General features: G+C 37.1%; 21 protein-coding genes. 13 read left to right on the top strand and 8 right to left on the bottom strand.

Going from position 1 to position 23,924, the window contains the following annotated elements; translation table 11 throughout:
* The first annotated feature begins 322 nt into the window (after positions 1–322).
* On the top strand, positions 323–1,579 hold the full coding sequence (locus AC1DNH_RS19905; protein WP_477625597.1) for an anthranilate synthase component I family protein: 1,257 nt from the start codon (positions 323–325) through the stop codon (positions 1,577–1,579).
* 375 nt (positions 1,580–1,954) lie between these two features.
* On the opposite strand, the gene AC1DNH_RS19900 is transcribed toward AC1DNH_RS19905, so the two are convergent.
* The 4 genes from AC1DNH_RS19900 to AC1DNH_RS19885 all read right to left on the bottom strand — a co-directional run bounded on the left by AC1DNH_RS19900 (position 1,955) and on the right by AC1DNH_RS19885 (position 4,920).
* The gene (locus AC1DNH_RS19900; RefSeq protein ID WP_029279405.1) at positions 1,955–2,761 is read right to left on the bottom strand and encodes a M48 family metallopeptidase; all 807 of its coding nucleotides are present in this window, start codon (positions 2,759–2,761) and stop codon (positions 1,955–1,957) included.
* Between the two features lie 95 nt (positions 2,762–2,856).
* Entirely contained in the window at positions 2,857–3,504 is a 648-nt protein-coding gene (plsY, locus tag AC1DNH_RS19895; RefSeq protein WP_029279402.1) for a glycerol-3-phosphate 1-O-acyltransferase PlsY, read from the bottom strand.
* A gap of 49 nt (positions 3,505–3,553) precedes the next feature.
* Complete coding sequence (gene nadC, locus AC1DNH_RS19890) at positions 3,554–4,396, bottom strand: carboxylating nicotinate-nucleotide diphosphorylase (RefSeq protein ID WP_029279400.1); 843 nt, start codon at positions 4,394–4,396, stop codon at positions 3,554–3,556.
* A 125-nt stretch (positions 4,397–4,521) separates the two neighbouring features.
* Positions 4,522–4,920, bottom strand: coding sequence for a DUF4783 domain-containing protein (locus tag AC1DNH_RS19885; protein ID WP_477625596.1), 399 nt, complete (start codon positions 4,918–4,920; stop codon positions 4,522–4,524).
* Between the two features lie 173 nt (positions 4,921–5,093).
* Here AC1DNH_RS19885 and gpmI point away from each other — a divergent pair, with 173 nt between their 5' ends.
* Both gpmI and AC1DNH_RS19875 read left to right on the top strand, forming a co-directional pair.
* Complete coding sequence (gene gpmI / locus AC1DNH_RS19880; protein ID WP_477611043.1) at positions 5,094–6,617, top strand: 2,3-bisphosphoglycerate-independent phosphoglycerate mutase; 1,524 nt, start codon at positions 5,094–5,096, stop codon at positions 6,615–6,617.
* Entirely contained in the window at positions 6,617–7,147 is a 531-nt protein-coding gene (locus AC1DNH_RS19875) for a hypothetical protein (protein WP_477585050.1), read from the top strand. The genes gpmI and AC1DNH_RS19875 overlap by 1 nt, the downstream gene beginning before the upstream one ends.
* Before the next feature lie 51 nt (positions 7,148–7,198).
* On the opposite strand, the gene AC1DNH_RS19870 is transcribed toward AC1DNH_RS19875, so the two are convergent.
* Complete coding sequence (locus AC1DNH_RS19870) at positions 7,199–7,819, bottom strand: tetratricopeptide repeat protein (protein WP_477625595.1); 621 nt, start codon at positions 7,817–7,819, stop codon at positions 7,199–7,201.
* A gap of 317 nt (positions 7,820–8,136) precedes the next feature.
* Between AC1DNH_RS19870 and lon the strand changes: the two genes are divergently transcribed.
* Positions 8,137–10,608, top strand: coding sequence for an endopeptidase La (gene lon, locus AC1DNH_RS19865; protein WP_477625594.1), 2,472 nt, complete (start codon positions 8,137–8,139; stop codon positions 10,606–10,608).
* Between the two features lie 83 nt (positions 10,609–10,691).
* Positions 10,692–11,642 carry a lipid A deacylase LpxR family protein gene (locus AC1DNH_RS19860; RefSeq protein WP_477584458.1) on the top strand — a complete coding sequence of 317 codons (951 nt, stop codon included), beginning with the start codon at positions 10,692–10,694 and terminating at the stop codon, positions 11,640–11,642.
* 473 nt (positions 11,643–12,115) lie between these two features.
* Here the strand turns inward: AC1DNH_RS19860 and arfB are convergent, their stop codons facing one another.
* Together arfB and AC1DNH_RS19850 are read right to left on the bottom strand one after the other, a co-directional pair.
* Positions 12,116–12,523 (bottom strand): alternative ribosome rescue aminoacyl-tRNA hydrolase ArfB, encoded by a 408-nt coding sequence (gene arfB / locus AC1DNH_RS19855; RefSeq protein WP_477610901.1) that lies wholly within the window; start codon positions 12,521–12,523, stop codon positions 12,116–12,118.
* A 38-nt stretch (positions 12,524–12,561) separates the two neighbouring features.
* On the bottom strand, positions 12,562–13,086 hold the full coding sequence (locus AC1DNH_RS19850; protein WP_477610900.1) for a ferritin: 525 nt from the start codon (positions 13,084–13,086) through the stop codon (positions 12,562–12,564).
* Between the two features lie 130 nt (positions 13,087–13,216).
* Here AC1DNH_RS19850 and cmk point away from each other — a divergent pair, with 130 nt between their 5' ends.
* From cmk to AC1DNH_RS19815, 7 genes are all read left to right on the top strand, one after another.
* Positions 13,217–13,897 carry a (d)CMP kinase gene (cmk, locus tag AC1DNH_RS19845; RefSeq protein WP_477584462.1) on the top strand — a complete coding sequence of 227 codons (681 nt, stop codon included), beginning with the start codon at positions 13,217–13,219 and terminating at the stop codon, positions 13,895–13,897.
* Between the two features lie 306 nt (positions 13,898–14,203).
* Complete coding sequence (locus AC1DNH_RS19840; protein ID WP_477625593.1) at positions 14,204–15,034, top strand: 3-keto-disaccharide hydrolase; 831 nt, start codon at positions 14,204–14,206, stop codon at positions 15,032–15,034.
* 59 nt (positions 15,035–15,093) lie between these two features.
* Positions 15,094–16,599: a TPM domain-containing protein gene (locus AC1DNH_RS19835; protein WP_477611253.1), complete on the top strand. Its 1,506-nt coding sequence runs from the start codon at positions 15,094–15,096 to the stop codon at positions 16,597–16,599.
* A gap of 190 nt (positions 16,600–16,789) precedes the next feature.
* Positions 16,790–17,767, top strand: coding sequence for an SH3 domain-containing protein (locus AC1DNH_RS19830; protein WP_477625592.1), 978 nt, complete (start codon positions 16,790–16,792; stop codon positions 17,765–17,767).
* Positions 17,768–18,345: 578 nt separating this feature from the next.
* Positions 18,346–20,280 (top strand): 30S ribosomal protein S1, encoded by a 1,935-nt coding sequence (gene rpsA / locus AC1DNH_RS19825; RefSeq protein WP_029279370.1) that lies wholly within the window; start codon positions 18,346–18,348, stop codon positions 20,278–20,280.
* A 380-nt stretch (positions 20,281–20,660) separates the two neighbouring features.
* Positions 20,661–22,325 carry a beta-N-acetylhexosaminidase gene (locus AC1DNH_RS19820; protein ID WP_477583642.1) on the top strand — a complete coding sequence of 555 codons (1,665 nt, stop codon included), beginning with the start codon at positions 20,661–20,663 and terminating at the stop codon, positions 22,323–22,325.
* Between the two features lie 76 nt (positions 22,326–22,401).
* Positions 22,402–22,608: a hypothetical protein gene (locus AC1DNH_RS19815; RefSeq protein WP_477583644.1), complete on the top strand. Its 207-nt coding sequence runs from the start codon at positions 22,402–22,404 to the stop codon at positions 22,606–22,608.
* Here AC1DNH_RS19815 and AC1DNH_RS19810 read toward each other — a convergent pair.
* Positions 22,605–23,006 carry a thiol-disulfide oxidoreductase DCC family protein gene (locus AC1DNH_RS19810; RefSeq protein ID WP_477583646.1) on the bottom strand — a complete coding sequence of 134 codons (402 nt, stop codon included), beginning with the start codon at positions 23,004–23,006 and terminating at the stop codon, positions 22,605–22,607. The genes AC1DNH_RS19815 and AC1DNH_RS19810 overlap by 4 nt on opposite strands.
* A 367-nt stretch (positions 23,007–23,373) precedes the next feature.
* Here AC1DNH_RS19810 and pyrR point away from each other — a divergent pair, with 367 nt between their 5' ends.
* The gene (pyrR, locus tag AC1DNH_RS19805) at positions 23,374–23,922 is read left to right on the top strand and encodes a bifunctional pyr operon transcriptional regulator/uracil phosphoribosyltransferase PyrR (protein ID WP_477583647.1); all 549 of its coding nucleotides are present in this window, start codon (positions 23,374–23,376) and stop codon (positions 23,920–23,922) included.
* Positions 23,923–23,924: the final 2 nt, after the last annotated feature.

The raw sequence follows: 23,924 nt of genomic DNA, 5'->3' as shown, positions 1-23,924 counted from the left end.
AACTGATTTTAAGGATGTTCTCACTTGTTAAGAGAGGAGAAATGTATGTCGAGAATTATAGGAGAGCGTCATAAAAGCTAAGAAAAACTCCCAAAAAAAGAGTTTTTCTTAAAATAAATTTGCAATTGTGGTAAACCTAGAATACGACTGAAGCGCAGCGAAATGGAGAGATCTATCTAAACAGATTTCTCGACTGCGTTGCACTCCGCTCGAAATGACGTTTTATATGAATGAAAGTGCTATGAGAAAATCAATAAGCGGTTCCAAAAGATAAAAATTAATTTCTTACAATTATCAACGCTATTTTTACCTTTGCCGCAACTTGAAAACCTCACAAAACATATCTCATTTTAAACAAAAAGCGTTGCATTGGGCCAACCAGTTCGAGGTGTGTTGTTTTTTAGATTCAAACGATTACAAAGATGCTTATTCGGCTTACGATTTCATTATCGCTGCCGATGCACGTCACGAACTAAAATGCGCGGCAGGTAATGCATTTGATCAACTAGAAAGCTTTTATGCTGCACATAAACAGTGGGTTTTTGGTTTTTTCAGTTACGATTTAAAAAACGAAATTGAAGAGTTAAATTCTAATAATTCTGACAACTTAGACTTCCCTGATCTTTACTTTTTTGTTCCAAAATATTTAATCGCCTTTAAAGATGGCAAGGCCGAGGTTCTGATTGGTCCAGAATCAATTTTAGCTGAAATAGATTCCTTTCAGTATCAAACAGAAATCCAATCTAAAAAAGTAACGATAACACAACGCTTGTCAAAAGATCAATATGTTCAAAAAGTAGAAGCTTTAAGAGATCATATTATTCGTGGCGATATTTATGAAGTTAATTTTTGTCAGGAGTTTTTTGCTGAAAATATAGAAATAGATCCGGTTCAAACTTTCGAGGTGTTAAACCAGGTTTCTCCTACCCCATTTGCTGGTTATTTTAAAGTTCAGGGTAAATATATTTTATCTGCTACGCCAGAACGTTTTTTATGTAAACGTGGATCGAAACTCACCTCACAACCTATAAAGGGCACTGCAAAACGAAGTTCTGATCTAGCAGAAGATGAAGCCATAAAGCTGCAACTCAGGAATGATATTAAAGAGCAGGCAGAAAATGTAATGATTGTTGATCTGGTACGCCACGACCTCACCAAATCGGCCGTTAAGGGTTCTGTCACTGTTGATGAATTATTTGGCATCTACAGCTTCCCACAGGTCCATCAAATGATTTCTACCATTAGCTGTGAACTAAATCCAGCGATTCACTTTATCGACGCCATTAAAAATGCATTTCCAATGGGCTCTATGACAGGTGCGCCTAAGGTTAAAGCAATGAAATTAATTGAAGAATATGAAGTAACCAAGAGAGGTATTTATTCCGGTTCCTTTGGCTGCATAAGTCCAGATGGTGATTTCGATTTTAATGTGGTTATCCGGAGTATTTTGTACAATGCTGAATCCAAATATTTATCCTTTCAGGTTGGAGGAGCTATTACTTATCAAAGTGATGCTGCATTAGAATATGAAGAATGCTTGTTAAAGGCCAGTGCGATTTTGAAAGTGTTGGGTAGTTAATTGGTTTAGTCGTCATTGGTTCATTAGTCCAATAATAGCATGTCATTCTGAACGCAGTGAAGAATCTTTTCTAATCTTAGCGTCTTGCTACCACTTAATCAATATCCTCAAACCTTAATTCAAATAAAAGAGGGTGTATCATAAAGGCCATTTCACCTCAGATGCTGTCATGTTGAGCCTGTCGAAACACCTTAGAGGGTATTTAAGCGGGTCCTTCGACAAGCTCAGGATGACAAATCTATCTTTATGATACAAGCTCGATAAGATCTTAATAGCAAGAACGATGCTGAAATAAATTCAGTATGACGACACTTTAAAAAGATCGAAAATTCTGCATTATGCAAAACCTTCCACCTTAAACCTTAAATCATAAACCTATTTCTTATAATACTGCTGCGCTTCAGGTAAATATTTTTGGATCTGTGCAATACGTGTCGCATCGCTTGGGTGGGTACTTAAAAATTCAGCTGGTTTTTGTGCACCTGCCGATGCCGCCGACATTCTATTCCAGAAAGCAGTGGCATTTTGTGGATTGTATCCGGCCATGGCCATAAAAATCAAGCCTAAACGGTCGGCTTCTAATTCTTGATTGCGACTGAATTTTAACATCGCCACTGGTGTACCTACACCATAAAGCGTATTAAAAATAGATTGAGTTTTTGGGTTTTTAGATAATGCAACACCTGCTGCTGCACCAATACCCTGAGCAACCATTTCCTGCGACATCCGCTCTGCAGAGTGACCTGCAATGGCGTGGGCAATCTCATGGCCCATTACAGTGGCCAAACCTGCGTCGTCTTGTGTTATGGGTAAAATACCTGTATAAACTACAATCTTCCCGCCGGGCATACACCAGGCATTTTTCTCGTTGTTCTGTACTACATTAACCTCCCACTGGTAATCTGCAATCAGGTTTCCATAATTATTGCTGTTCATATACGATTTTACAGCCGTAATTAATCTACTACCAACGGTTTTAACTTTCAAAGCCTGCGCATTCGAGGCCGGTAAAACTGTAGTTTTATTCTCCGTTAAAAAGGTGCTATAAGCCTGGAAAGCCATTGGCAAAACCTGGTCGTTACTCACTAAATCAAATCGACTACGGCCTGTTAAAGGAACGGTAGAACAGGAGTTAAATAATAATACTCCAGCAACACTTGCTGTTAAAAATAACTTTTTCATAATGCGATTTTAAATGATTAGTAAATACTGATAAGCAAAACCGTAGATTAAACAGTAAGCCTATAAATAAGTTTTAATGAAATGTGTTTTGTTAATTAATTAGTTTTCTTCCTAAACAAATACACTTTAGATTCTTTGCCTTTCAGCAATCTTTCGAGGTTTTTTTGGTGCGTAACTAAGATTAAAATACAAACCACCATGCCATAAAGCACTTCCGATTTGATTGAAACCTGAAACAAGAACACCACACTGAGCGGAAAAGTAAATCCTGCACAAATGGAGCTTAATGAAACATATTTAGTTAACAATAACACAACCACAAAAACCAGAACACAAAGCATAGATGCTTCGAAGTTAACTGCCAAAATCATTCCAAAAAGTGTAGCAACACCTTTTCCGCCTCTAAAACCTGCAAAAACAGGAAATAAATGTCCCATTACTGCGGTTACACCCAGTGCAAGTTGATAATTGACAAAAACAACTGAATTTTGTGGCCCGGTTACCGACATGCCGATTAAATAGGCCAGATTGGTTGCGGTATAACCTTTTGCAATATCGATGATCATTACAGCAATTCCTGCTTTTTTTCCCAATACCCTAAAGGTATTGGTTGCGCCAGCGTTGCCACTTCCATACTCTCTTACATCGACCCCGTAAAAGGCCTGACCAAGCCATACAGCTGTTGGGATAGATCCAAAAAGGTAGGCAATTAATAACGCGCTGAGAGAATAAACCGTAACCATAGCCTACAATGATACAAAAAATAAGCTTTTAATTTTATAGCAAATCACTTTAGTATGCTTTTAAACTCATATCCAGGCTTTTCACAGAGTGTGTAAGCGCGCCCATCGAAATAAAATCTACTCCGCAAGCAGCATATTCGGCAACATTCTCTTCAGTAATTCCTCCAGAAGCCTCTGTAATAAATTTACCGTCGATTAATTTAACCGCAGCTCTTAAGTTTTCGAAACTGAAATTATCAAGCATAATACGGTCTACACCACCAATAGACAAAACTTGGGACAACTCTTCCAGGTTACGCACCTCAATTTCGATCTGAAGTGATTTATTTTGATCAATTAGATATTTTTTAGCAGCTGTAATTGCGTTTGAAATTCCTCCTGCATAATCTACATGATTATCCTTAATTAAGATCATATCATATAAACCAATGCGGTGATTTACACCTCCTCCTATCCTTACTGCCCATTTTTCTAAATAGCGAAGCCCTGGAGTGGTTTTACGGGTATCTAAAATTTTGGTTTTAGTTGTTTTCAATAAAGAAACAATCCGATGGGTTTTAGTTGCAATACCACTCATGCGCTGCATACAATTTAAAACCAAACGCTCTGCAATTAAAATAGCATGTGTACTTCCTGAAACGGTTAGGGCAATATCGCCTACTTTTACCGCTACACCATCCTGCAACAGTACATCAACCTTTAAAGTATCATCAACTTCCTTAAAAATTTCAAGAGCCAGTTCAATTCCAGCCAAAACACCATCTTCTTTGATAATCAGTTTTGCTTTTCCCTGCGTTCCGGGTGGAATTGTTGACAGTGAAGTATGATCACCATCACCAACATCTTCGGCAAGGGCATTTTTTATGAATTGATGTATAAGTTGAGTATCCAAAATGTAGATTTTATGCCGCAAAAATAAGAAATATTTGTTAGCATACAATTTACTGAAGCGTTAAAGTGATTTGTTAACATCAGAAGTTTCTAGCCTCCGCGACTTATGAAGTTGGCACTAGCCAATTAATCCTTTGCCGGTTCGATCCTTAATTCAGTAATCGAAAAGCTGGTATTGAATTTTTTCATGGTAATAGAAACCCTGAAGGTTTCTTTGGCGGTACTTAGAATAATTACGCCAAAACGATAATTTGGATTCGTATTAATTTTATGAAAAATACTTGTTTTTATTGGCGGATGTTTAACAAAAAAATCTCTTAAAATCTGTTCACCCTGTGCTTTTGAGTATACATCTTCTTCATCAACTATAATAAGTTCAATAGTTGAGGCGAAACTTTTCGCAATTTCTTTTGAGTTGCCAGCCTTAAAATACGAGGATAAATCATCAATAATATCTGCCTGAAGAGCTGTAGGGTGATATAATGATGACAAACTAATAATGAGTAAAAATAAGCTCCGGATCATTTCTGTATTTTATACAGAACCCTATAGCTAAAATTATGCCATTAGCGTATCAAAAAAAGGATTTCTTCATTTGTATAAGCATCAATAAAGTTATATTTGCCATATAAACAAAATACTAAAACATGTTATACATGAAAATGTTTTAATGTGGATCAATAAATTTTACAATAAAAATGGTAAACGATAAAAAACTCGCGCTTATAATTCTAGATGGCTGGGGCTACGGAAAACAAGATAATTCTGATGCTGCATATGCCGCCAACACTCCTTTTTTCGATTCGTTATTACAGAAATACCCTAATTCTAAGCTTGAAGCATCTGGTGAGGCTGTAGGTTTGCCAGCTGGGCAGATGGGTAACTCCGAAGTTGGGCACATGAACTTAGGCGCAGGTAGGGTAGTTTACCAGGAGCTTGGAAGAATCAACAAATCGATTACCGACAGAGAATTGCACAGCAACCCGGTTTTGGTAAGTGCATTCGATTATGCTAAGCAGCATAACAAAGCAGTTCACTTCATCGGTCTAGTTTCAAACGGCGGTGTGCATGCACATATCGAACATTTAAAAGCTTTATGTGATGCCGCAAATGAAGCAAACGTACCAAACACTTTTGTTCATGCTTTTTTAGATGGCCGCGATACTGATCCAAACTCCGGCCTGGGCTTTATCACTGATCTGGAAAACCATATCCAAAACACCAATGCTAAATTGGCAACGATGATTGGCCGTTATTATGCAATGGACCGCGATAACCGTTGGGAGCGGGTTAAACAAGCTTACGATGTAATGGTAAACGGTATTGGCGAAAAAACCCAGGATGCTTTGACAGCAATCAAAAAATCGTACGCTGATGGCGTAACTGATGAGTTTTTAAAACCAATCGTTTTAACGCAGGATAATGGTGCACCAGTTGCTACGATTCAAAATGATGAAGTAGTAATCTGTTTTAATTTCCGCACCGATAGAGGTCGTGAAATCACCACTGCATTAACCCAAAAAGATTTCCCAGAACAGCAGATGCATAAACTGCCATTGTATTATGTTACCATGACTACTTACGATGAGAGTTTTGAAAAGGTAAATGTAATTTTCACCAAAGATGATTTAACCCAAACCATTGGCGAAGTACTGGCCAACAACAATAAAAATCAGATCCGTATTGCGGAAACTGAGAAATACCCACACGTAACCTTCTTCTTCTCGGGCGGAAGGGAAGCCGAATTTAAAAATGAAAAACGCCTTTTAATTCCTTCACCAAAAGTAGCCACCTATGATCTTCAACCAGAAATGAGTGCCGCGGGGATTACAGATGCCATTACCAAAGAAATGGAAACCGGATGGGCTGATTTTATTTGCTTAAATTTTGCCAATCCAGATATGGTTGGCCACACAGGTGTTTTTGAAGCTGTAATAAAAGCAGTAGAAACTGCAGACAAATGTGCAGAAACTGTGGTAAACAAAGGTTTGGAACATGGTTATTCGTTTATTCTTTTGGCCGATCATGGAAACTCTGAATTTATGGTAAATGGAGATGGTTCTGCCAATACTGCGCATACCACCAACCTGGTTCCTTGTATTTTAATTGATAAGGACTATAAAACCATTGCAGATGGTAAATTAGGCGACATTGCCCCTACTATTCTAAAAATATTAGGTGTCGCCATTCCAGCAGAAATGACAGGAAATGTTTTAGTATAATGGTTAAAAAACTTCATATCCTGGTATTTGCTTTGGCATTGTTTTCCTGCAATCAGCGAAAAGAAGCTGAAGCAAATACCGATTTATTGTACTTTGATATAAGAGGATATTTTGGAAAGGAAATTTCGCACCTACAGAGACTAAATCCCATGGTGAAGAAAACCGTTAGTGTAAATGGGGCAACTGAAAGCAAAACAGCTAAAATTGCTGACTGGGCAAAAGAATTAGCCATTTTTGTCAACGCTGACATCAATAAAACATCGTGGAAAGGGAGTTTTAAAACAAAAGAACAAGATGGCGTTGATATCTATACTTCCGATAATAAAAAAATCCCTATTAAGAAGATTTCTATAACCTGGAACGGCCAGAAAGCAGCTAAAATAGAGATCATTATTGATAATAAAAATATCTTATACCAATCTCAGGATACTTTAATCTACTGTCCGGATAGCCTTTATGCAATCAAAAAACAACAGAAAATTAGATTGCTAAAGGAAAAGAAGTATTCAGTTATTGGAAAACTGAAATAAAAAATGGGACTCGAAAATATTCAAGTCCCATTTTTCTTTAAAGGTTTTATTTTATTTAAGGCTTGCTATCTGTGCCTTATCGTAGGTTACCCAATCAATAATATCTTTTCTTAATGGTTGTAAGGTTAATACCTTCTGAAAATCAGCGATAGAATTATTGAACAAAGCTACACAAGCCGCTTTTTCTTCTTTTTTCTTCGCTTTAAAAGATCTAAAAATTGCATAATCTTTGTAAGCTAAACCACGATTCTGGAACATCTGAGCATCTTCATCACCACTAATTTCAATGGCTTTTGTAAAATCTTTGATAGATGCCTGATAAAAGTTATCCCGCATGGAACTTAATGATTCTTTTGGATCGTTTGCAATTTTTAATCTCGCTATACCACGGTAGTAATAAGCAGAAACCTCAGTAGGTTTAATGGTTAACAAACGGCTATAGGTATCGATACATTTCTCATATTCACGATTTTGAAAATAAGAGTAACCAAGCATTTGAAGTACATTTGCATTATCTTTAGTTTTTGCATCAGCTTTTTCTAATTGGGCAGCGGCAGTTTTATAATCACCTTTCATCATAGCCTGCATGCTTCTTTCGTAACTGCTTTGTGCGAAACTACTAGTTGATGTAAAAATAATTAATCCTAAAATCGCCTTTTTAATATAGTTCATGTATGAGTAATAAGTTTAACAAATCTAACGCCTAACCAAATTTATAGGAGAAATTTTTTGCAATATAATCCTATTCTGATAATTTAAAAGTTTTTAATTTTCTTTCATTCAAAACCAAATACCCTAAACACTAGCTTAAACGCTAAAATATGCTTTATATGATATTGGCAAAAATATTTATATTACGCTGCCTTTTTAACATAAGATTAATATTATTTTCACTTTGGCACAAGAGTTGAATTTATTAACTTAATACCAAAATTAAACAAAGTGAATACGATTAAACTGCCAGTTTGTCGTTAGCGGAAAATGTGATAATGAGTAAACAAGATATATTTGATTTCCATACAGCAATGCCAATCATAAACGAGGATACCGAATTTTTTCCCTTAATGTCTCAACAAGACGAAGAGGAAATGAATAATGAGGAAACGCCCGAAACGTTGGCCATATTGCCTTTGCGAAACACAGTTTTATTTCCAGGAGTAGTTATTCCTATTACAGTTGGAAGAGATAAATCAATTAAGTTAATTAAGGAAGCGTACAAAGGAAATAAAATTATTGGGGTTGTTTCTCAAAAAGACGTTTCCATTGAAGACCCTACTTTTGAGCAGCTTAACACGGTTGGCACGGTTGCAAACATCATAAAGCTGTTGCAGATGCCTGATGGAAATACTACAGTAATTATCCAGGGTAAACAACGTTTCAGCTTAATTGAAGAGGTGCAGAACGAACCTTACATTAAAGCCGTTGTTAAAAAATTCGAAGAACAAAAGCACAAAGCAGATAAAGAGTTTAAAACATTAATCGCTTCTATCCGCGAAATGTCTGCTCAGATTATCCAGCTATCACCAAATATTCCAAGTGAAGCCAGTATTGCACTTAAAAACATCGAGAGCAATTCATTTTTGATCAATTTCATTTCATCAAATATGAATGCCGAAATGGCCGATAAGCAAAAAATCCTTGAAATGGATAAATTGCAGGAAAGAGCGCAAAAGGTAATGGAGCTTTTAATGGTCGAATTGCAGATGCTGGAGCTGAGAAATCAGATCCAATCGAAAGTACGTACCGATTTAGACAAGCAACAACGTGATTATTTTTTAAATCAACAGCTAAAAACCATTCAGGAAGAGTTGGGAGGCAGCTCTGCCGATTTAGAATTCGATGCTTTACAAGAAAAAGCCAAGAAGAAAAAATGGGCAAAAGCAGTTGCTGAACATTTTGATAAAGAGCTAGATAAGTTGGGTAGAATGAACCCTGCTGCACCGGATTACTCTGTTCAGTTAAATTATTTGGAACTTCTTTTAGATTTACCCTGGAGCGAGTTTACGAAAGATAATTTCGACCTAAAAAGAGCACAACGTATCTTAGATAAAGATCACTTTGGTTTAGAAAAAGTTAAGCAACGCATTATAGAATACTTAGCCGTTTTAAAATTAAAGCGTAATATGAAAGCGCCAATCTTATGTTTGGTTGGCCCTCCGGGAGTTGGTAAAACATCTTTAGGAAAATCTATTGCGAAAGCGCTAGGCCGTAAGTATGTACGTATGGCTTTAGGCGGTATCCGCGATGAAGCAGAAATCCGTGGCCACCGTAAAACTTACATAGGTGCAATGCCAGGCCGTATTATTTCGTCTATTAAAAAAGCGGGGGCAGATAATCCTGTTTTTGTTTTGGATGAGATTGATAAAGTAGGAACCGACCATCGCGGCGATCCATCATCAGCCTTGCTTGAAGTATTAGACCCTGAACAAAACAGCGCCTTCTACGATCATTATGTAGAAATGGATTACGATTTATCCAACATCCTGTTTATTGCAACAGCAAACTCTTTAAGCACCATTCAACCTGCTTTGTTAGATCGTATGGAGATTATTGAAGTAAATGGATATACGATTGAAGAGAAAATAGAAATCGCTAAAAAATACCTGTTGCCTAAACAGAAAGAAAACCATGGTTTACAAACCAAGGATATTAACCTAAAAACTCCACTGATCGAAAAAGTAATTGAAGATTATACCAGAGAATCAGGCGTACGTGGTTTGGAGAAAAAAATAGGTTCTTTGGTACGTGGTGTGGCCACCAAAATTGCGATGGAAGAAACCTACGATTCAAATTTAAACAATGATGATGTAGAGCGCATTTTAGGTGCCCCAATTTATGATAAAGACTTATACGAAGGCAATGAGGTGGCTGGAGTAGTAACAGGTTTAGCCTGGACAAGCGTAGGGGGCGATATTTTATTCATCGAATCGAGTTTAAGCCCAGGAAAAGGAAAATTAACCTTAACAGGTAACCTTGGCGATGTAATGAAAGAATCGGCGGTTATCGCGTTAGCGTATTTACGTGCCCACGCAGCCGAATTTGATATAGACTACAGTTTATTTGACAACTGGGATGTTCACGTTCACGTGCCTGCAGGTGCTACACCAAAAGACGGACCTTCGGCCGGGGTAACGATGCTTACCGCCCTAACGTCGGCATTTACACAACGTAAGGTAAAACAGCATTTAGCTATGACTGGTGAGATTACTTTACGGGGAAAAGTACTTCCGGTTGGTGGTATCAAAGAAAAGATCCTAGCTGCAAAAAGAGCAAACATTAAAGAAATTATCCTTTGCAAAAGCAACCGTAAGGATATTTTAGAGATTAAAGAAAGTTACATCAAGGATTTAAAATTCCATTATGTAACCGAAATGAGTGAAGTAATTGAGTTGGCTTTAACCAAAAACAAGGTTAAAAAACCTTTAGATTTAAGTGTTAAAATTGCACCGATTGTAAACTAATTGCTAATTCTTTTGGATTAACAATCAAAAATCCAATTACAATAAATACTTTTATAGCCTAGGTAAATTGCCTGGGCTTTTTTATGAGATCATTTTTATTCACCATAGTTTTTTGTTTGGTTGTTTCAACCAGTTTCGCCCAATCCTTTAAAAACGAATTCGGTTTTAAAACCGAAAACGATGCTTATTTGGCTACTTTAAACGATCGGTACTATACCAACGGATTATTTATCTACTTCCGCCATGCCATTAATACCGAAAAGCTTTCAGATAAAATAGAGAAAAAGACCTATGAAATTTCTGCCGGACAAAAAATGTATACGCCTTATTGGGGCCAAGTTCCTAACAAGGAAGATCAGGACAGGCCTTTTGCAGGTTATCTTTATGTAGGTGGTGCATATTCTGTTTTCTATAAAAATGAGAGCGTTTTAAAAACCAGTGTAGAATTGGGAACGGTTGGTCCTAACTCGCTTGCCCAAACAGCACAACGTTTCCTACATAAAACCGTAGGTTTTTATACCCCTGCAGGTTGGGATTACCAGATTAAAAATGAACTGGCCATAAACCTTGCCGCAAATTATAGCAAGTTACTTTTTAGACCGGAAGATCCCATTGTGGATATTAGTGCTCAGGGTTATGCCAACTTAGGAACAACTTTTTCGGGTTTGGGCGCATCGGTGCTTTTTAGGGCCGGTAAACTAAATCAATTGTTCAACAGTGCTTATCACAACGCGGTGATCGGAAATTCAAAAACCAAAAGCTTAAACAGCTCGGAATTTTTCTTTTACGTAAAGCCACAGCTAAACTTTGTTGCCTACGATGCCACTATACAGGGAAGTCTTTTTAATGACAACAGTCCATTAACTTTTGGGGTAAAACCGATTGTTTTTGAGCAACAGTTTGGTGTAAATTATAGTTCAAAAAGATTTACTGCCGATTTCAATATCATTTTTAAAACCAAAGAAGTTAAAAGTGTGGCTAAAGCACAGAATTACGGTGGTTTGAGTTTGTATTATCGGTTTGGGAAGAGTTAGGTAATTGTTTGATTGTTAATATTGTTAGCTAGTTCATTGCCCAAAACGATCGTCATGCTGAATTTATTTTACAAGTAGAAGTAGCATTTTCAATTGTCTTATAGCTACTATGTGGTCAGCATCTCTCTTGTTATATAGACCTTGAAATAAATTCTTATCTGGTCTTAGCGTCTCGCTAAGACCTTTTTTATTTGAATTAAGTAAGGGTATGGTTAAGTCGTAGCGGGACGCTAGGATGAGAGTATGGATATTTATGATTGAAAAGACCATGAAATAAATTTACTTCGTAGCTTTTCGCTGCGCTACAGGTCAGGGTGACGGCTCTAAGAACTAACATCTACAGAAGATTATTAAAGACATATTATTAATCGAACTCAGATTAATAATAAAAGCATTAAAAATCAGTTACTTTCCGATTTCTTTTCTTTTCAGCTGTAGAGGCCTTATTCTTTAATCTTTTTTGAATAAAAGCATTAAAAATCAGTTACTTTCCGATTTCTTTTCTTTTCAGCTGTAGAGGCCTTATTCTTTAATCTTTTTTGAATAACTGCTTTAGGTATTTTAGTTGCTTTTCGCTTTTTCTGAACGTGTAACGATCGCTTTAACAACTCAATCAATTTGGCAACTGTTTTCTCTTTATTGAGTAGCTGGCTCCTATCCTCTTGCGAAACAATATGTAACAGTCCTTCAGAATCTAGTCGATTTTCCAGTTTTTCTTTTAAGCGTGTCTTTTCATCTTCGTCCAAATAAAAAGCTGTTTCCAGGTCGAAAATTAACTCTACCTTACTCGAAACTTTATTTACATTTTGTCCACCCTTACCCCCACTTCTGGAAGTTTTGAAAGTAACAGACCGCAAAATTTCTTCTCTTGTAGGCAACATGCCGCAAAAGTAATAATTTGGAATTTAATAAAAACAGATTATTCTCCCTCTTTCGATTCGCTTACCTTGCTACGTAACCCTACAATATCTTTATCCAATTGGTAAATACCACCCCTATCGCTGCCCACCAATTGAAGTTTCTCTAACATCGTTTTCGCCATTTTTTCTTCTTCAAGTTGTTCATCTAAATACCATTGCAAAAATTTAAATGTGAGATAATCTTTCTCATTCAGCGAAAGTTCTACCAAATCGTTAATGCTTTTTGACACCAACAATTCATTATCCAGAAAATCCTGAAATACCTCTATTACCTGTCCGAAAGAATTTTTGGGCATTTCAAGAGCAGTAATCATCGCATGCCCATCACGATCATTGATATAATGAATCAGCTTAAGCATATGATGACGTTCTTCTTCACTCTGACGGTAGAAAAATTCGGTATAACCTTCTAAACCTGGCTGGGTTTCTAACCATGAAGCAATTCCCAGATAAACTTGCGACGATTCGGCTTCCAGTTTAACCTGGTTATTCAGCGCCGCCAACATTCTTTCAGATAACGACATAATCGTGTATTTATTTTATAATTAAACACATCCAGCAAATCAATGTTTTAGCATTATCTTGTTTAGAATCTATCTTTATACCTTTAAAAAAATTCAGCATTCTATTTCTATTTTTTACCTTTGCGCTACGATGAAGAAAAACCTGGTAATAGCAATAGATGGCTACTCATCTTGCGGAAAAAGTACTTTAGCAAAAGCACTGGCTAAAAAATTAGGTTTTATTTATGTAGATAGCGGAGCGATGTACCGTGCCGTTACGCTATACTTCTTAAGAAATAACATCGATATTACTGATGATGCTAAAGTTGTTGATGCTTTACAGCACATCGAACTGAATTTCCACTCCCGCGATTACGAATCCCATATTACCCTTAATGGTGAAGAGGTTTCTGATGAAATCCGCTTAATGCCTGTTTCTGAAAATGTAAGCGAGGTTTCGGCACATAAAATTGTGCGTCATGAAATGGTGAAGCAACAGCAGCGCATGGGTAAATCGAAAAACATCGTGATGGATGGCCGTGATATTGGCACTACCGTTTTCCCTGATGCCCCTGTGAAATTTTTTATGACGGCCGATCCGAAAATCAGGGCTGAACGCAGATTTAAGGAACTGGAGAGCAAAGGCAATAACAAAACTACCCTGGAAGAGGTTTTTGAAAACCTCGCCCATCGCGATTATGCCGATACCACCCGTAAGGAAAGTCCGTTGGTTAGGGCTGATGATGCCATTATTTTAGATAATACCGATCTTACACAGGAAGAACAATTAGACTTTGCATTGGAAAGAGTGCAACCGTTTTTGGCTCATTAGTTCATCGGTTCACTAGCCATGAGTTCATTGGTCAATGGTTAATTGTTTAAATCGGTTAACTGATGTCTATCGCTGCATCCCAAATACATAGCTTAGTTAATCGTCTTAAGACTAGGGATTTTAGACTAAATAGATTTCTCCATTCCGCGGTGCTCCAGTCGAAATGACGTATCTCTAAGGTTAATTGCTATCGGTTAACTGGTTCCAAGCTATGGGCTACCAGACTATCAACCATGAACTATCCGGCTATTGACCTTTGACTTCAAAAAAAATTTCATATTTTTAGCATCCAACCCAAATGTTACTATGAAATTAAAATCAATTTATCTTGCGGTATTATTTTTATCGCTTACTATCCTCAACGCCAATGCCCAGAAAGGCTGGATCAATCTCTTTAATGGAAAAGATTTAAAAGATTGGAACATTAAAATCGCCAAACACGACTATAAAGAAAATTATGCCAATACTTTTCGTGTAGAAAATGGAGTAATGAAAGTGAGTTATGATGGATACAAAGAATTTGACCAACAATACGGACATATTTTCTACAAAAAACCTTTTTCAGCCTATCTTTTAAAAGTAACCTACCGCTTTGTTGGCGATCAGGCTAAAGGTGGTGAAGGCTGGGCAACCAGAAATAGTGGTGCCATGTTACATTGCCAGGATCCGGCAACAATGCTAAAAAACCAGGATTTCCCGATTTCGATTGAAGGCCAGATCCTGGGTGGTGATGGTGAACATGAACGCCACACCAGCAATGTATGTACCCCAGGAACGCTCATCAATTATAACGGCAAGTTGTTTACCCCGCACTGTTTAGATTCTAAATCGAAAACCTATGCTGGCGACCAATGGGTAACTGCAGAATTTTTAGTTTTAGGTGATTCGGTTGTAAAACATATTATAGCAGGCGAAGTGGTTTTAGAATACACTAAACCTCAAATTGGTGGTGGCAGTGTTTCTAATTTCGACCCGAAAGTTAAAATAGACGGCAAAGCATTAACATCAGGTTATATTTCATTACAGAGCGAAAGCCACCCGATAGAATTTAAAACCGTGCAACTTTACGATTTGGAAGCGTACATGAAAGATAAAGCAAAACTGGATAAGGTATTGGCTAAAATATTAAAAGAGTAAACCATATTGCTACCTAGTTGTTAAATCATGATGTAAAAACCTCGCACCTAAATTATACAATGCTTAATACCCATTTGTTTAAACCCATTGCCCTACTATTTTTTCTTTTAGTTGCCAATATTACTTTTGGGCAAACTGCTTACAAAGTAAAAGACATACCCGACCCAAAAAACAATGGGGGAGGCTATGTAAGTGATCCTGACGGCATTTTGGGAAGTAGTGCGGTTTCGGGTTTAAATAATACCATTGCCCAGTTTGAACATGAAACCAATGTTCAGGTAGCAGTGGTGATTGTTAACGATTTCGACCATGATAAAGAAGATTTCGATTTTGCATTTGAGCTTTTTAACACCTGGGGAATTGGTTCAAAAACCAGCAATAATGGCTTATTGTTATTTATCTCAAAAGATCGGCGAAAGTACCGGTTCATTACCGGAACGGGAATTGAAGGTGTATTGCCAGATGTAAAGCTTAAACATATTGCCGAACAGAACCTCCTACCAGCTTTCAGGCAAAATGATTTTAGCACCGGGATAACGAATACCATTAATGCCATTGGTGTAATTATTTTAAATCCTGAAAATAAATCAGAGCTCAATCAGTTTTTCACCCAACACGAAAGCAACAGTTCACTCGAAAATTTTTGGCTTCCTACAGGAATTATCCTACTGGTATTTTGGGGGGTGTTCAAAATTGTGAACAGGCAAGCCAAAAATGGTTTAAATCCAAAAGGCTTTGACAAGAATAAAAATAGTTATGATGCCACCATAGCTAAAGGCTGTGGAGTGGCTTTCTTTATTGTGTTTGTTTCTATTTTTATTTTTGTTTTTACTGGTGCTTTTGAGCTGTTCGAAAAGATAAAATTAGCACATATCCCTTACATTCTTTTTTCTATCCTGGCCATATTGCTTTTCTTTCGTTACCTTTTCTATTTGTCGGCATTAAGAAAAGCCCACCAGGACGACAAAAATTTCTTTGATGCCGTTGTGGCTTTCCACAAAAAGAACTGGTGGTTAGTTCTTTTCTCTCCTATAATTTTAATTGCAATTATACTCCACCTTATTAAGCGCGTTAAAACGATTGATCGTTTCAAGCCAGTTTTGGATAGTAAAAACAACCCGATGACCCGAGTAGATCGCGATATCAACATAGAAGGGGAACCCTTTTTAACTGCAGGGCAACGTAAAGAAGAAGTTGTTCTAGCTTATGATTATGATATCTGGGAAAGCACAGACCATAAAGAACATATTATTAAGGCATGGCCAGCTGAAAAACACAACAGTTATATAGAATGCCCAGAATGCGCTTTTAGGACATACAAACTGAATGAACGTGTTACAGTTAAACAAGCCACTTATAGTCACGAAGGGCAGGCGAAGCTGATAAACGAATGTAGCTTTTGTAAAAAAACAGAATTTATAAAGTGGATCACATTGGCCATATTGGTCGAATCGAGTTCGTCATCAAGTTCCTCTTCATCAAGCAGCAGCTCATCTTCTTCATCATCAAGCAGTAGCTGGGGCGGTGGTAGCAGCAGCGGTGGTGGTACTGGTGGAAGCTGGTAGTTTCGCTTATCTGTTTTATAAGATGCTTTAACTTTGCTGAAAGAAGATTTTAAGGAAAGGAGAAGTACCTTTTTTCAATCTTATCCTCACCTATTAAAAGTATTTTCTAATTTTGAAACACTTAGCACGGTGTTTGCTTATAGCGTGTTGGCAATTACCCATTAAAACTGTTTCGCAGAATTCAATACTTATGACTAGAATTTTCTTCCTCCTCATCGCTCTTTTTATTTTCACTAACCGTTTAAACGCACAAGAAACGTATCGCGTTAAGGCAGACAAATTGCGTGTAAGGGAAAGCAGCGATCCGAAAAGCAAGGTGATTGGAAATATTGCTCAAAATGAAAACATTACGGTTTTAGATGCGAAAAATGCCAAGTTTTACAAAGTAAAGTTTAAAAACCGCGAAGGCTGGGTAAGCAAAGATTTCATCGAAAAAATTGCTCCTGCTGCTAAACCATCAACTCCTCAGCCAAATACTGCACAGCCCGCCGCTACCCCTCAAACGGCAAGCGCCGACATGTATCGGGTAACTGCAGACGATTTACGCGTAAGGCAACAAGCTGACCCGAAAAGCAAAATTGTGGGATACCTGCCTAAAGATGAAAATGTTGCCGTGATCGATTCATCAAATACTAGCTTTTACAAAATCAAGGTTACCAATGGTGAGGGATGGGTGAGTAAAGAGTTTTTGGTCAGGATTTCTCCTGTAAAAGCAGCAGCCGAAAAAACAAGCATTGTGGCATCGGTACCCCAAGAAAACAAAGATTATACGAACATTATCTTTTTTGCAGTTGTAGCCTTAATACTGATTACCATTTTATACTTTTCGATCAAATATGCCAGCGGCAATAAATTTTTGATCGGTTTTTCGGTAATCGTAATTCTGGTAACCGGGTATTTCTGCTACATTACTTTTATACAGGCAAAAGTGATAACAGGTACTTTTGCAAGCAACGAAGATATACAGTATAAAACCTTCAATTTTAAATCGAAAGATTCGGTAACCGTTACCGATGCCTATACTGATTCTATTTTCACCTCGAAATACGTTATTGAGGGGGATATGATCAAACTTTACGATCAGCAGAACACCATAATGCTATTAATCAGAGATGATCAAACATTAATTGGCGAAGGTTTTACAAGAGGAACTTTTACGAAGAAATAGAATTTCCAAAATCATATCAAACGTTCCTACGGAACGAAAAAAATATTTTTTTTCTACCCATGAATCGTCCCTACGGGACGCTTGGTCTTTAACAAACAACCATACGCCGCCTAATTGGGCGATTTGCAAATTGAAGCCGAACCGGCAACTTTACATGCCGTCCCATCGGGACGCTTGCCAGGTAGCAAATAACCGATGTTATTTGTGTTTCGTTCCGTAGGAACATTTGGTAGGTATTTGTGCACAACCCTTGTTTTTAAACCTGATAGAGCGGAATAGCCCGCAGCGTAGTGAGGACTATAAGCGATAGCAGGGCTGCTGCTCCCGAAGAAATACGGAGCGCTCATTTTCAAATAATTGGCATAACTAAGCGATTAAACTCTAAAATAAAACAGCTACATTTTGGAAAAACATGTGGTAAACTGAAATAACCACCCCGCCTTTCAGGCACCCCTCCAAGGGAGGGGAATTATAAAGAGCTAAAAATCAGCAAGATTTATTAAAAAAATCTTTTCTATTAATTAAAATATTTTTACCTTTGCAGTCCCTAAATAGGGAAAAAAGGAGATAATTAATTAATGGCTAAAAAACAAGTAGCAGAAAAAGAATTAGCAGCTAAAACAGCTGAACTTCAGGGAGAAGGCGGACGCCTAACTGAAAAAGAAACTATTGAATCAGAAGCTGATTCAGTTTCGATCGAATCGATCAAATCATCATTGGCTACACCATCGGAAGATTTCGATTGGGATGCAGATGAAAAAGTTTTCGGTAATTACAATGATGCAGACCGTAAAAAGTTTGAAGATATGTATGCTGGAACATTCAATCAGATCACTAAAGGTGAAATCATCAGCGGTATCGTTGTTTCAATCAACAACAAAGATGTAGTATTAAACGTAGGTTTCAAATCAGACGGTTTAGTTTCTACTTCTGAATTCCGTGATACACCAGATCTTAAAATCGGCGATTCAGTTGACGTTTTCGTTGAAGCACCAGAAGATGCTAACGGTCAATTGATCCTTTCTCGCAAAAGAGCAAAAACCCAAAGATCATGGGAAGCAATTAACGAGGCTCTTGAAAATGATAGAATCATCAACGGTTTCGTTAAGAGCCGTACTAAAGGTGGTTTAATTGTTGATATCATGGGCGTTGAGGCTTTCTTACCAGGATCTCAAATTGATATTAAACCTATCCGCGATTACGATGTATACGTGGGTAAAACAATGGAATTCAAAGTTGTTAAAATTAACCATGAGTTTAAAAACGTAGTCGTTTCTCATAAAGTGTTAATTGAAGATGATTTAGAAAGCCAAAAAGTAGAGATCGTTTCTAAATTAGAAAAAGGTCAGGTATTGGAAGGTACTGTTAAAAACATTACTGATTTCGGTGTGTTCATCGATTTAGGTGGTGTTGATGGTTTACTTCACATTACTGATATTTCTTGGGGCCGCATAGAGCATCCAAAAGAAGTATTATCATTAGATGAAAAAATCAACGTGGTTGTTTTAGATTTCGATGATGAGAAAAAACGTATCGCTTTAGGCTTGAAACAATTAACTCCACACCCTTGGGAGAACTTAAGCACCGACATCCAAGTTGGTTCTAAAGTAAAAGGAAAAATCGTAACTGTTGCAGATTACGGTGCTTTCTTAGAAATCATCCCAGGTGTTGAAGGTTTAATCCACGTTTCTGAAATGAGCTGGTCACAAAACTTAAGAAATCCACAAGAATTCTTAAAAGTTGGTGATGAGATCGAAGCTGAAGTTTTAACTTTAGACAGAGACGAGCGCAAAATGAGCTTAGGTATTAAACAATTATCTAACGATCCATGGCAAGAAGTTGCTGCTAAATTCCCAGTTGGAAGCAAGCACCAAGCAACTGTTAAAAACATGACTAACTTCGGTGTTTTTGTTGAAATCGAAGAAGGTATTGATGGTTTAATCCACATCTCTGATTTATCTTGGTCTAAAAAAGTAAACCACCCTAATGAATTCACTAAAGTTGGTGATGTATTAGACGTTGTTGTTTTAGAACTTGATGTTGATAACCGTAAATTAAGTTTAGGTCACAAACAATTGGAAGAAAACCCTTGGGATACTTTCGAAACGATCTTCACTTTAGACTCGGTTCACCAAGGTACAGTTGTTAAAGTAACTGATAAAGGTGCTGTTATTGCTTTACCATATGGTGTAGAAGGTTTCGTACCAACTAAACACATGGTTAAAGAAGATGGTACATCAGTTAAAGCTGAAGAAACCAATGACTTCAAAATCATCGAGTTTAACAAAGAAGCAAAACGTATCGTAGTATCTCACGCCCGTATTTGGGAAGAAGTTAAAGCTGAAGCTGTAGCAGAAGAAAGAGCAACTAAGAAAAAAGAAGCTAAAGCTGCTGTAACTGCTGTTAAAAAAGTTAAAGATTCTGTAGAGAAATCTACTTTAGGAGACTTAGACGTATTGGCTCAATTGAAATCGCAATTAGAAGGCGAAGAAAGCAAAGCTAAAAAAGGCTAGTTCTTTTTAACTGATCATATTAATCCCGATAGCGAAAGTTATCGGGATTTTTTTGATTATTTTTTTGCCACGGAAACACAGAGCGTACGGACTTCCTCCCATGAATCGTCATTGCGAGGCTGGGATTAGCGAGCCGAAGCAATCTTATTAGTGCAATTAAGAAAAAGAAAGAGGCTTATATTTTCTTAAATGTCTTACATGGTAAATAACAATTTGAAAACGAAAGCTAGCGTTTATCGGCAACTCCTGCCCCGCTATACTTTCTGCCGTGAAAAACGGCATTCATCCTATCGGGTTTATGTAACATAAGTTTTCGTTCTAGCAAACCTTCCCTTTCATCCGTCTATAATTATTACTTTTGAAAAGGAAAATCCCTTATAATGAAGAAATTTATCTTTTTGTTTTTATCAATTATTTCGTTTAAACTTTCTGCACAGGAAGTAAACATAATCCCACAACCTGTAAGTATTAAAACAGGAAAAAACACGGAAAAATTTATCATTGATCAACACACAGAAATTATTTCAAATGATTCTTTATCAAATTCAGCTTTATTTCTGCAAAATTATATTCAACAATATTATAATATAAAGCTTCGAATTAACCCTAATTCAACAAACAAAAAAAACGTAATCAAACTAGAAATAATTAGTCGGTTATTAAAAAACTTAAACGAATACGAGCTTATAAGCAACAACTATCAAACAATAATTTATGCATCTTCAGAAAATGGACTTTTTTACGGTATTCAAACATTAATTCAGTTGATACCTGAGGCAAAATCACAATCATTACAAATCCCGGCTGTTTCTATTATAGATTATCCCCGCTTCGATTATCGTGGCATGCATCTGGATGTAAGTCGCCATTTTTTTGACGTAGCCTTTATAAAACAGTACATCGATTATCTAGCGCTTCATAAAATGAATTATTTCCATTGGCATTTAACTGATGACCATGGCTGGAGAATAGAGATCAAAAAATATCCCAAGCTTACGGAAATTGGAGCATGGAGAAATGGTAGCATTATTGGCTTATGGCCTGGACAAGGAAACGAGCACATAAAATATCAGGTATTGCCGACAGACGTAAAAATTACGCCAAAAGATGCCGTTATTAAAACCGATGGTATTCGTCACGGCGGTTATTATACCCAAGAACAGATTAAAGATGTGGTTGATTATGCGGCCAAACGTTACATTACCATTATTCCTGAAATTGAAATGCCTGCCCATAGCATGGCCTTATTGGCTGCATACCCAGAATTAGGCACGGAGCCGGGCAAAAAATACGAAGTTGCCCAAACATGGGGAATGATGAATAAATACAACAATGTACTTCAGGCTTCTGATACGACTTTTAAATTTCTGGAAAATGTATTAACTGAGGTAATGGCTTTGTTTCCCTCGCAATACATCCACATTGGTAGCGATGAAGCCTCGAAAGTATGGTGGAAACGATCTGCTGTTTCGCAAGAGATTATGAAGGCTAATGGTCTGAAAAATGAAAGTGAGCTACAGAGTTATTTCATCCGCAGGATGGAAAAATTTGTAAATAGCAAAGGTAAAACCATTATCGGTTGGAACGAAATCTTACAGGGCGGTTTAGCCCCTAATGCAGTTGTAATGAGCTGGCAAGGTGAAAAAGGTGGTATAGATGCGGCAAAACAAAACCACAAGGCCATTATGACACCTGAAGACAAGATGTATTTCAATCATGGTCAATTTGTAAAAGAAGATAGCTTGGCTGCAAATAAGTTTTCGCCCTTAATTGATGTTTATAATTATGAACCCGTACCGGCTGAATTAAGTGCTGAGCAGGCTAAATACATTTGGGGCGCACAGGGCTGTTTATGGAGTGAGTACATTACCAATCCGGCAAAAGTGCAATATTTAATCTTTCCCCGATTAGATGCCTTGAGCGAAGTTTTGTGGAGTCCGAAAGAAAAACGGAATTATCCAGATTTTCAAAAAAGGCTAAAAACACAGTTTAAACGCTACGATTTAATGCGGATTACTTATGCTAAAAGGTACTTGGAAAATTAATGCTTTTTTAGAGAAGCGTCTTTAGACGTTGGTCTATTATAAAAATAAAATGCAATCTTTGTTTCAAAATCAAAATATGAGGAAAATTCTTGCCATTATTTGTACAATAATAACACTCGGAGCACTTAAAGAAACTATCAGGATATTCACATCTACTGGTCAGGATATTGTTGGACAAAGGCCAATACTGATTGTAATTGCCTTAAGTATTACTATACCGTTGCTTATTTTAACACTTTGGCTTTGGTCGCCGGGCAGAAAGAAAAGTGGTCAACAAAATTAAGCTATAAACTTACTTTTCAAATCGGGTGTTGGTACCCAACAACTCTCCTGCCTGCCCCACCATCTGTAACGGTTTTTGGCAATAATATCATAAACCCAATCGCGGATAAATTTGGGAACAATGATAAATGCATAAAGCAACGGAATTAATCCATTGAGTTTTCGGGCTACACGCAATGCCGCTGAAGATTTAGTATAGAGTTTTCCATCCTCCAGCAATAAAATGGTATTCAACTTTCCTAAATCAGCGTTAAATTGCGGTAGAATTTCTTTGGCGTAATCACCTTGTAGCGCAGTAAATCTAAACTGATCTTTTTTATCATGCGCAATAACAAACTGAACCGATGCATTGCAAAGATTACAAACACCATCGAAAAAGATTATTGGTTGCTGAATCATATGCTATAAAAATAAAGCTTTTTAATCCAATAAATATCTGAGGAATGTCTAATAAACATTAATTGATAAGTGGAGGCAGAAATATTGGATGAATATAATACGTTGGTTTTTGCCCCCGAATAATTGCAGAAACTGGCCCGCTAAACCGGATGGAAACGACAGCTCACGATTGAAAATCGGGACTACAGTGTACAGCCGGACCAACATCAAGATGAAAAACAGCTATTGCTTTCCAAAAAACATTACAAAAAGAAAAACCGATTTTTAAATGTTGTAACAGAACAATTTAACTATCAAAAAATAAAACAATCGATCTTCAACTTTCTTACCTTAAAACATTTTTATATATTTGCCCAATCCTTCTTCAATGCAAAAGAAAACACTTCTTGACGGACAAAAAATTCAGATTACAATTAAGAGGCTCTGCCATCAATTAATTGAAAACCACGACGATTTCGCAAATACCGTTTTAATTGGTATCCAGCCAAGGGGTATTTTTTTGGCAGATCGCATTCATCAGTATCTTCAACAGATTCTAAAAAACAAGAAAATTTTAAAGGGCAACCTTGATATTACTTTCTTTAGAGATGATTTCCGCCGTAAAGACGGACTGGTTACCGCAAGCAGTAACTCGATCGATTTTATTATCGAAGGCAAAAAAGTAATCTTAATTGATGATGTACTTTGGACCGGTAGAACCATTAGAGCAGCGCTTGACGCTCTACTTGCCTATGGCCGCCCAGAGAAAGTTGAACTTTTGGTTTTAATAGACCGTAGGTTTAGCAGGCATTTACCTATCGAGCCCGATTATATTGGGCATCAGGTAGATAGCTTAAACTCGCAACAGGTAAAAGTAACCTGGGCGAGCGAAGGAAGTGAAGATAAAGTGATTTTAATATCCGAAAATACTAAATAAAA

The organism is Pedobacter sp. 01N310, from assembly GCF_056399805.1.
This window is presented reverse-complemented; position numbering and strand designations above follow the sequence as displayed.

Excerpts from the sequence above, each read along its gene's own strand:
- AC1DNH_RS19850 (WP_477610900.1), bottom strand. The coding sequence starts at position 13,086 with ATGTCGTTATCTGAAAGAATGTTGGCGGCGCTGAATAACCAGGTTAAA.
- AC1DNH_RS19860 (WP_477584458.1), top strand. The coding sequence starts at position 10,692 with ATGAGATCATTTTTATTCACCATAGTTTTTTGTTTGGTTGTTTCAACC.
- AC1DNH_RS19885 (WP_477625596.1), bottom strand. The coding sequence starts at position 4,920 with ATGATCCGGAGCTTATTTTTACTCATTATTAGTTTGTCATCATTATAT.
- AC1DNH_RS19875 (WP_477585050.1), top strand. The coding sequence starts at position 6,617 with ATGGTTAAAAAACTTCATATCCTGGTATTTGCTTTGGCATTGTTTTCC.
- plsY (WP_029279402.1), bottom strand. The coding sequence starts at position 3,504 with ATGGTTACGGTTTATTCTCTCAGCGCGTTATTAATTGCCTACCTTTTT.
- AC1DNH_RS19870 (WP_477625595.1), bottom strand. The coding sequence starts at position 7,819 with ATGAACTATATTAAAAAGGCGATTTTAGGATTAATTATTTTTACATCA.
- rpsA (WP_029279370.1), top strand. The coding sequence starts at position 18,346 with ATGGCTAAAAAACAAGTAGCAGAAAAAGAATTAGCAGCTAAAACAGCT.
- lon (WP_477625594.1), top strand. The coding sequence starts at position 8,137 with ATGAGTAAACAAGATATATTTGATTTCCATACAGCAATGCCAATCATA.
- AC1DNH_RS19900 (WP_029279405.1), bottom strand. The coding sequence starts at position 2,761 with ATGAAAAAGTTATTTTTAACAGCAAGTGTTGCTGGAGTATTATTATTT.
- arfB (WP_477610901.1), bottom strand. The coding sequence starts at position 12,523 with ATGTTGCCTACAAGAGAAGAAATTTTGCGGTCTGTTACTTTCAAAACT.
- AC1DNH_RS19815 (WP_477583644.1), top strand. The coding sequence starts at position 22,402 with ATGAGGAAAATTCTTGCCATTATTTGTACAATAATAACACTCGGAGCA.
- AC1DNH_RS19820 (WP_477583642.1), top strand. The coding sequence starts at position 20,661 with ATGAAGAAATTTATCTTTTTGTTTTTATCAATTATTTCGTTTAAACTT.
- cmk (WP_477584462.1), top strand. The coding sequence starts at position 13,217 with ATGAAGAAAAACCTGGTAATAGCAATAGATGGCTACTCATCTTGCGGA.
- AC1DNH_RS19830 (WP_477625592.1), top strand. The coding sequence starts at position 16,790 with ATGACTAGAATTTTCTTCCTCCTCATCGCTCTTTTTATTTTCACTAAC.
- pyrR (WP_477583647.1), top strand. The coding sequence starts at position 23,374 with ATGCAAAAGAAAACACTTCTTGACGGACAAAAAATTCAGATTACAATT.
- gpmI (WP_477611043.1), top strand. The coding sequence starts at position 5,094 with ATGGTAAACGATAAAAAACTCGCGCTTATAATTCTAGATGGCTGGGGC.
- AC1DNH_RS19810 (WP_477583646.1), bottom strand. The coding sequence starts at position 23,006 with ATGATTCAGCAACCAATAATCTTTTTCGATGGTGTTTGTAATCTTTGC.
- AC1DNH_RS19840 (WP_477625593.1), top strand. The coding sequence starts at position 14,204 with ATGAAATTAAAATCAATTTATCTTGCGGTATTATTTTTATCGCTTACT.
- AC1DNH_RS19835 (WP_477611253.1), top strand. The coding sequence starts at position 15,094 with ATGCTTAATACCCATTTGTTTAAACCCATTGCCCTACTATTTTTTCTT.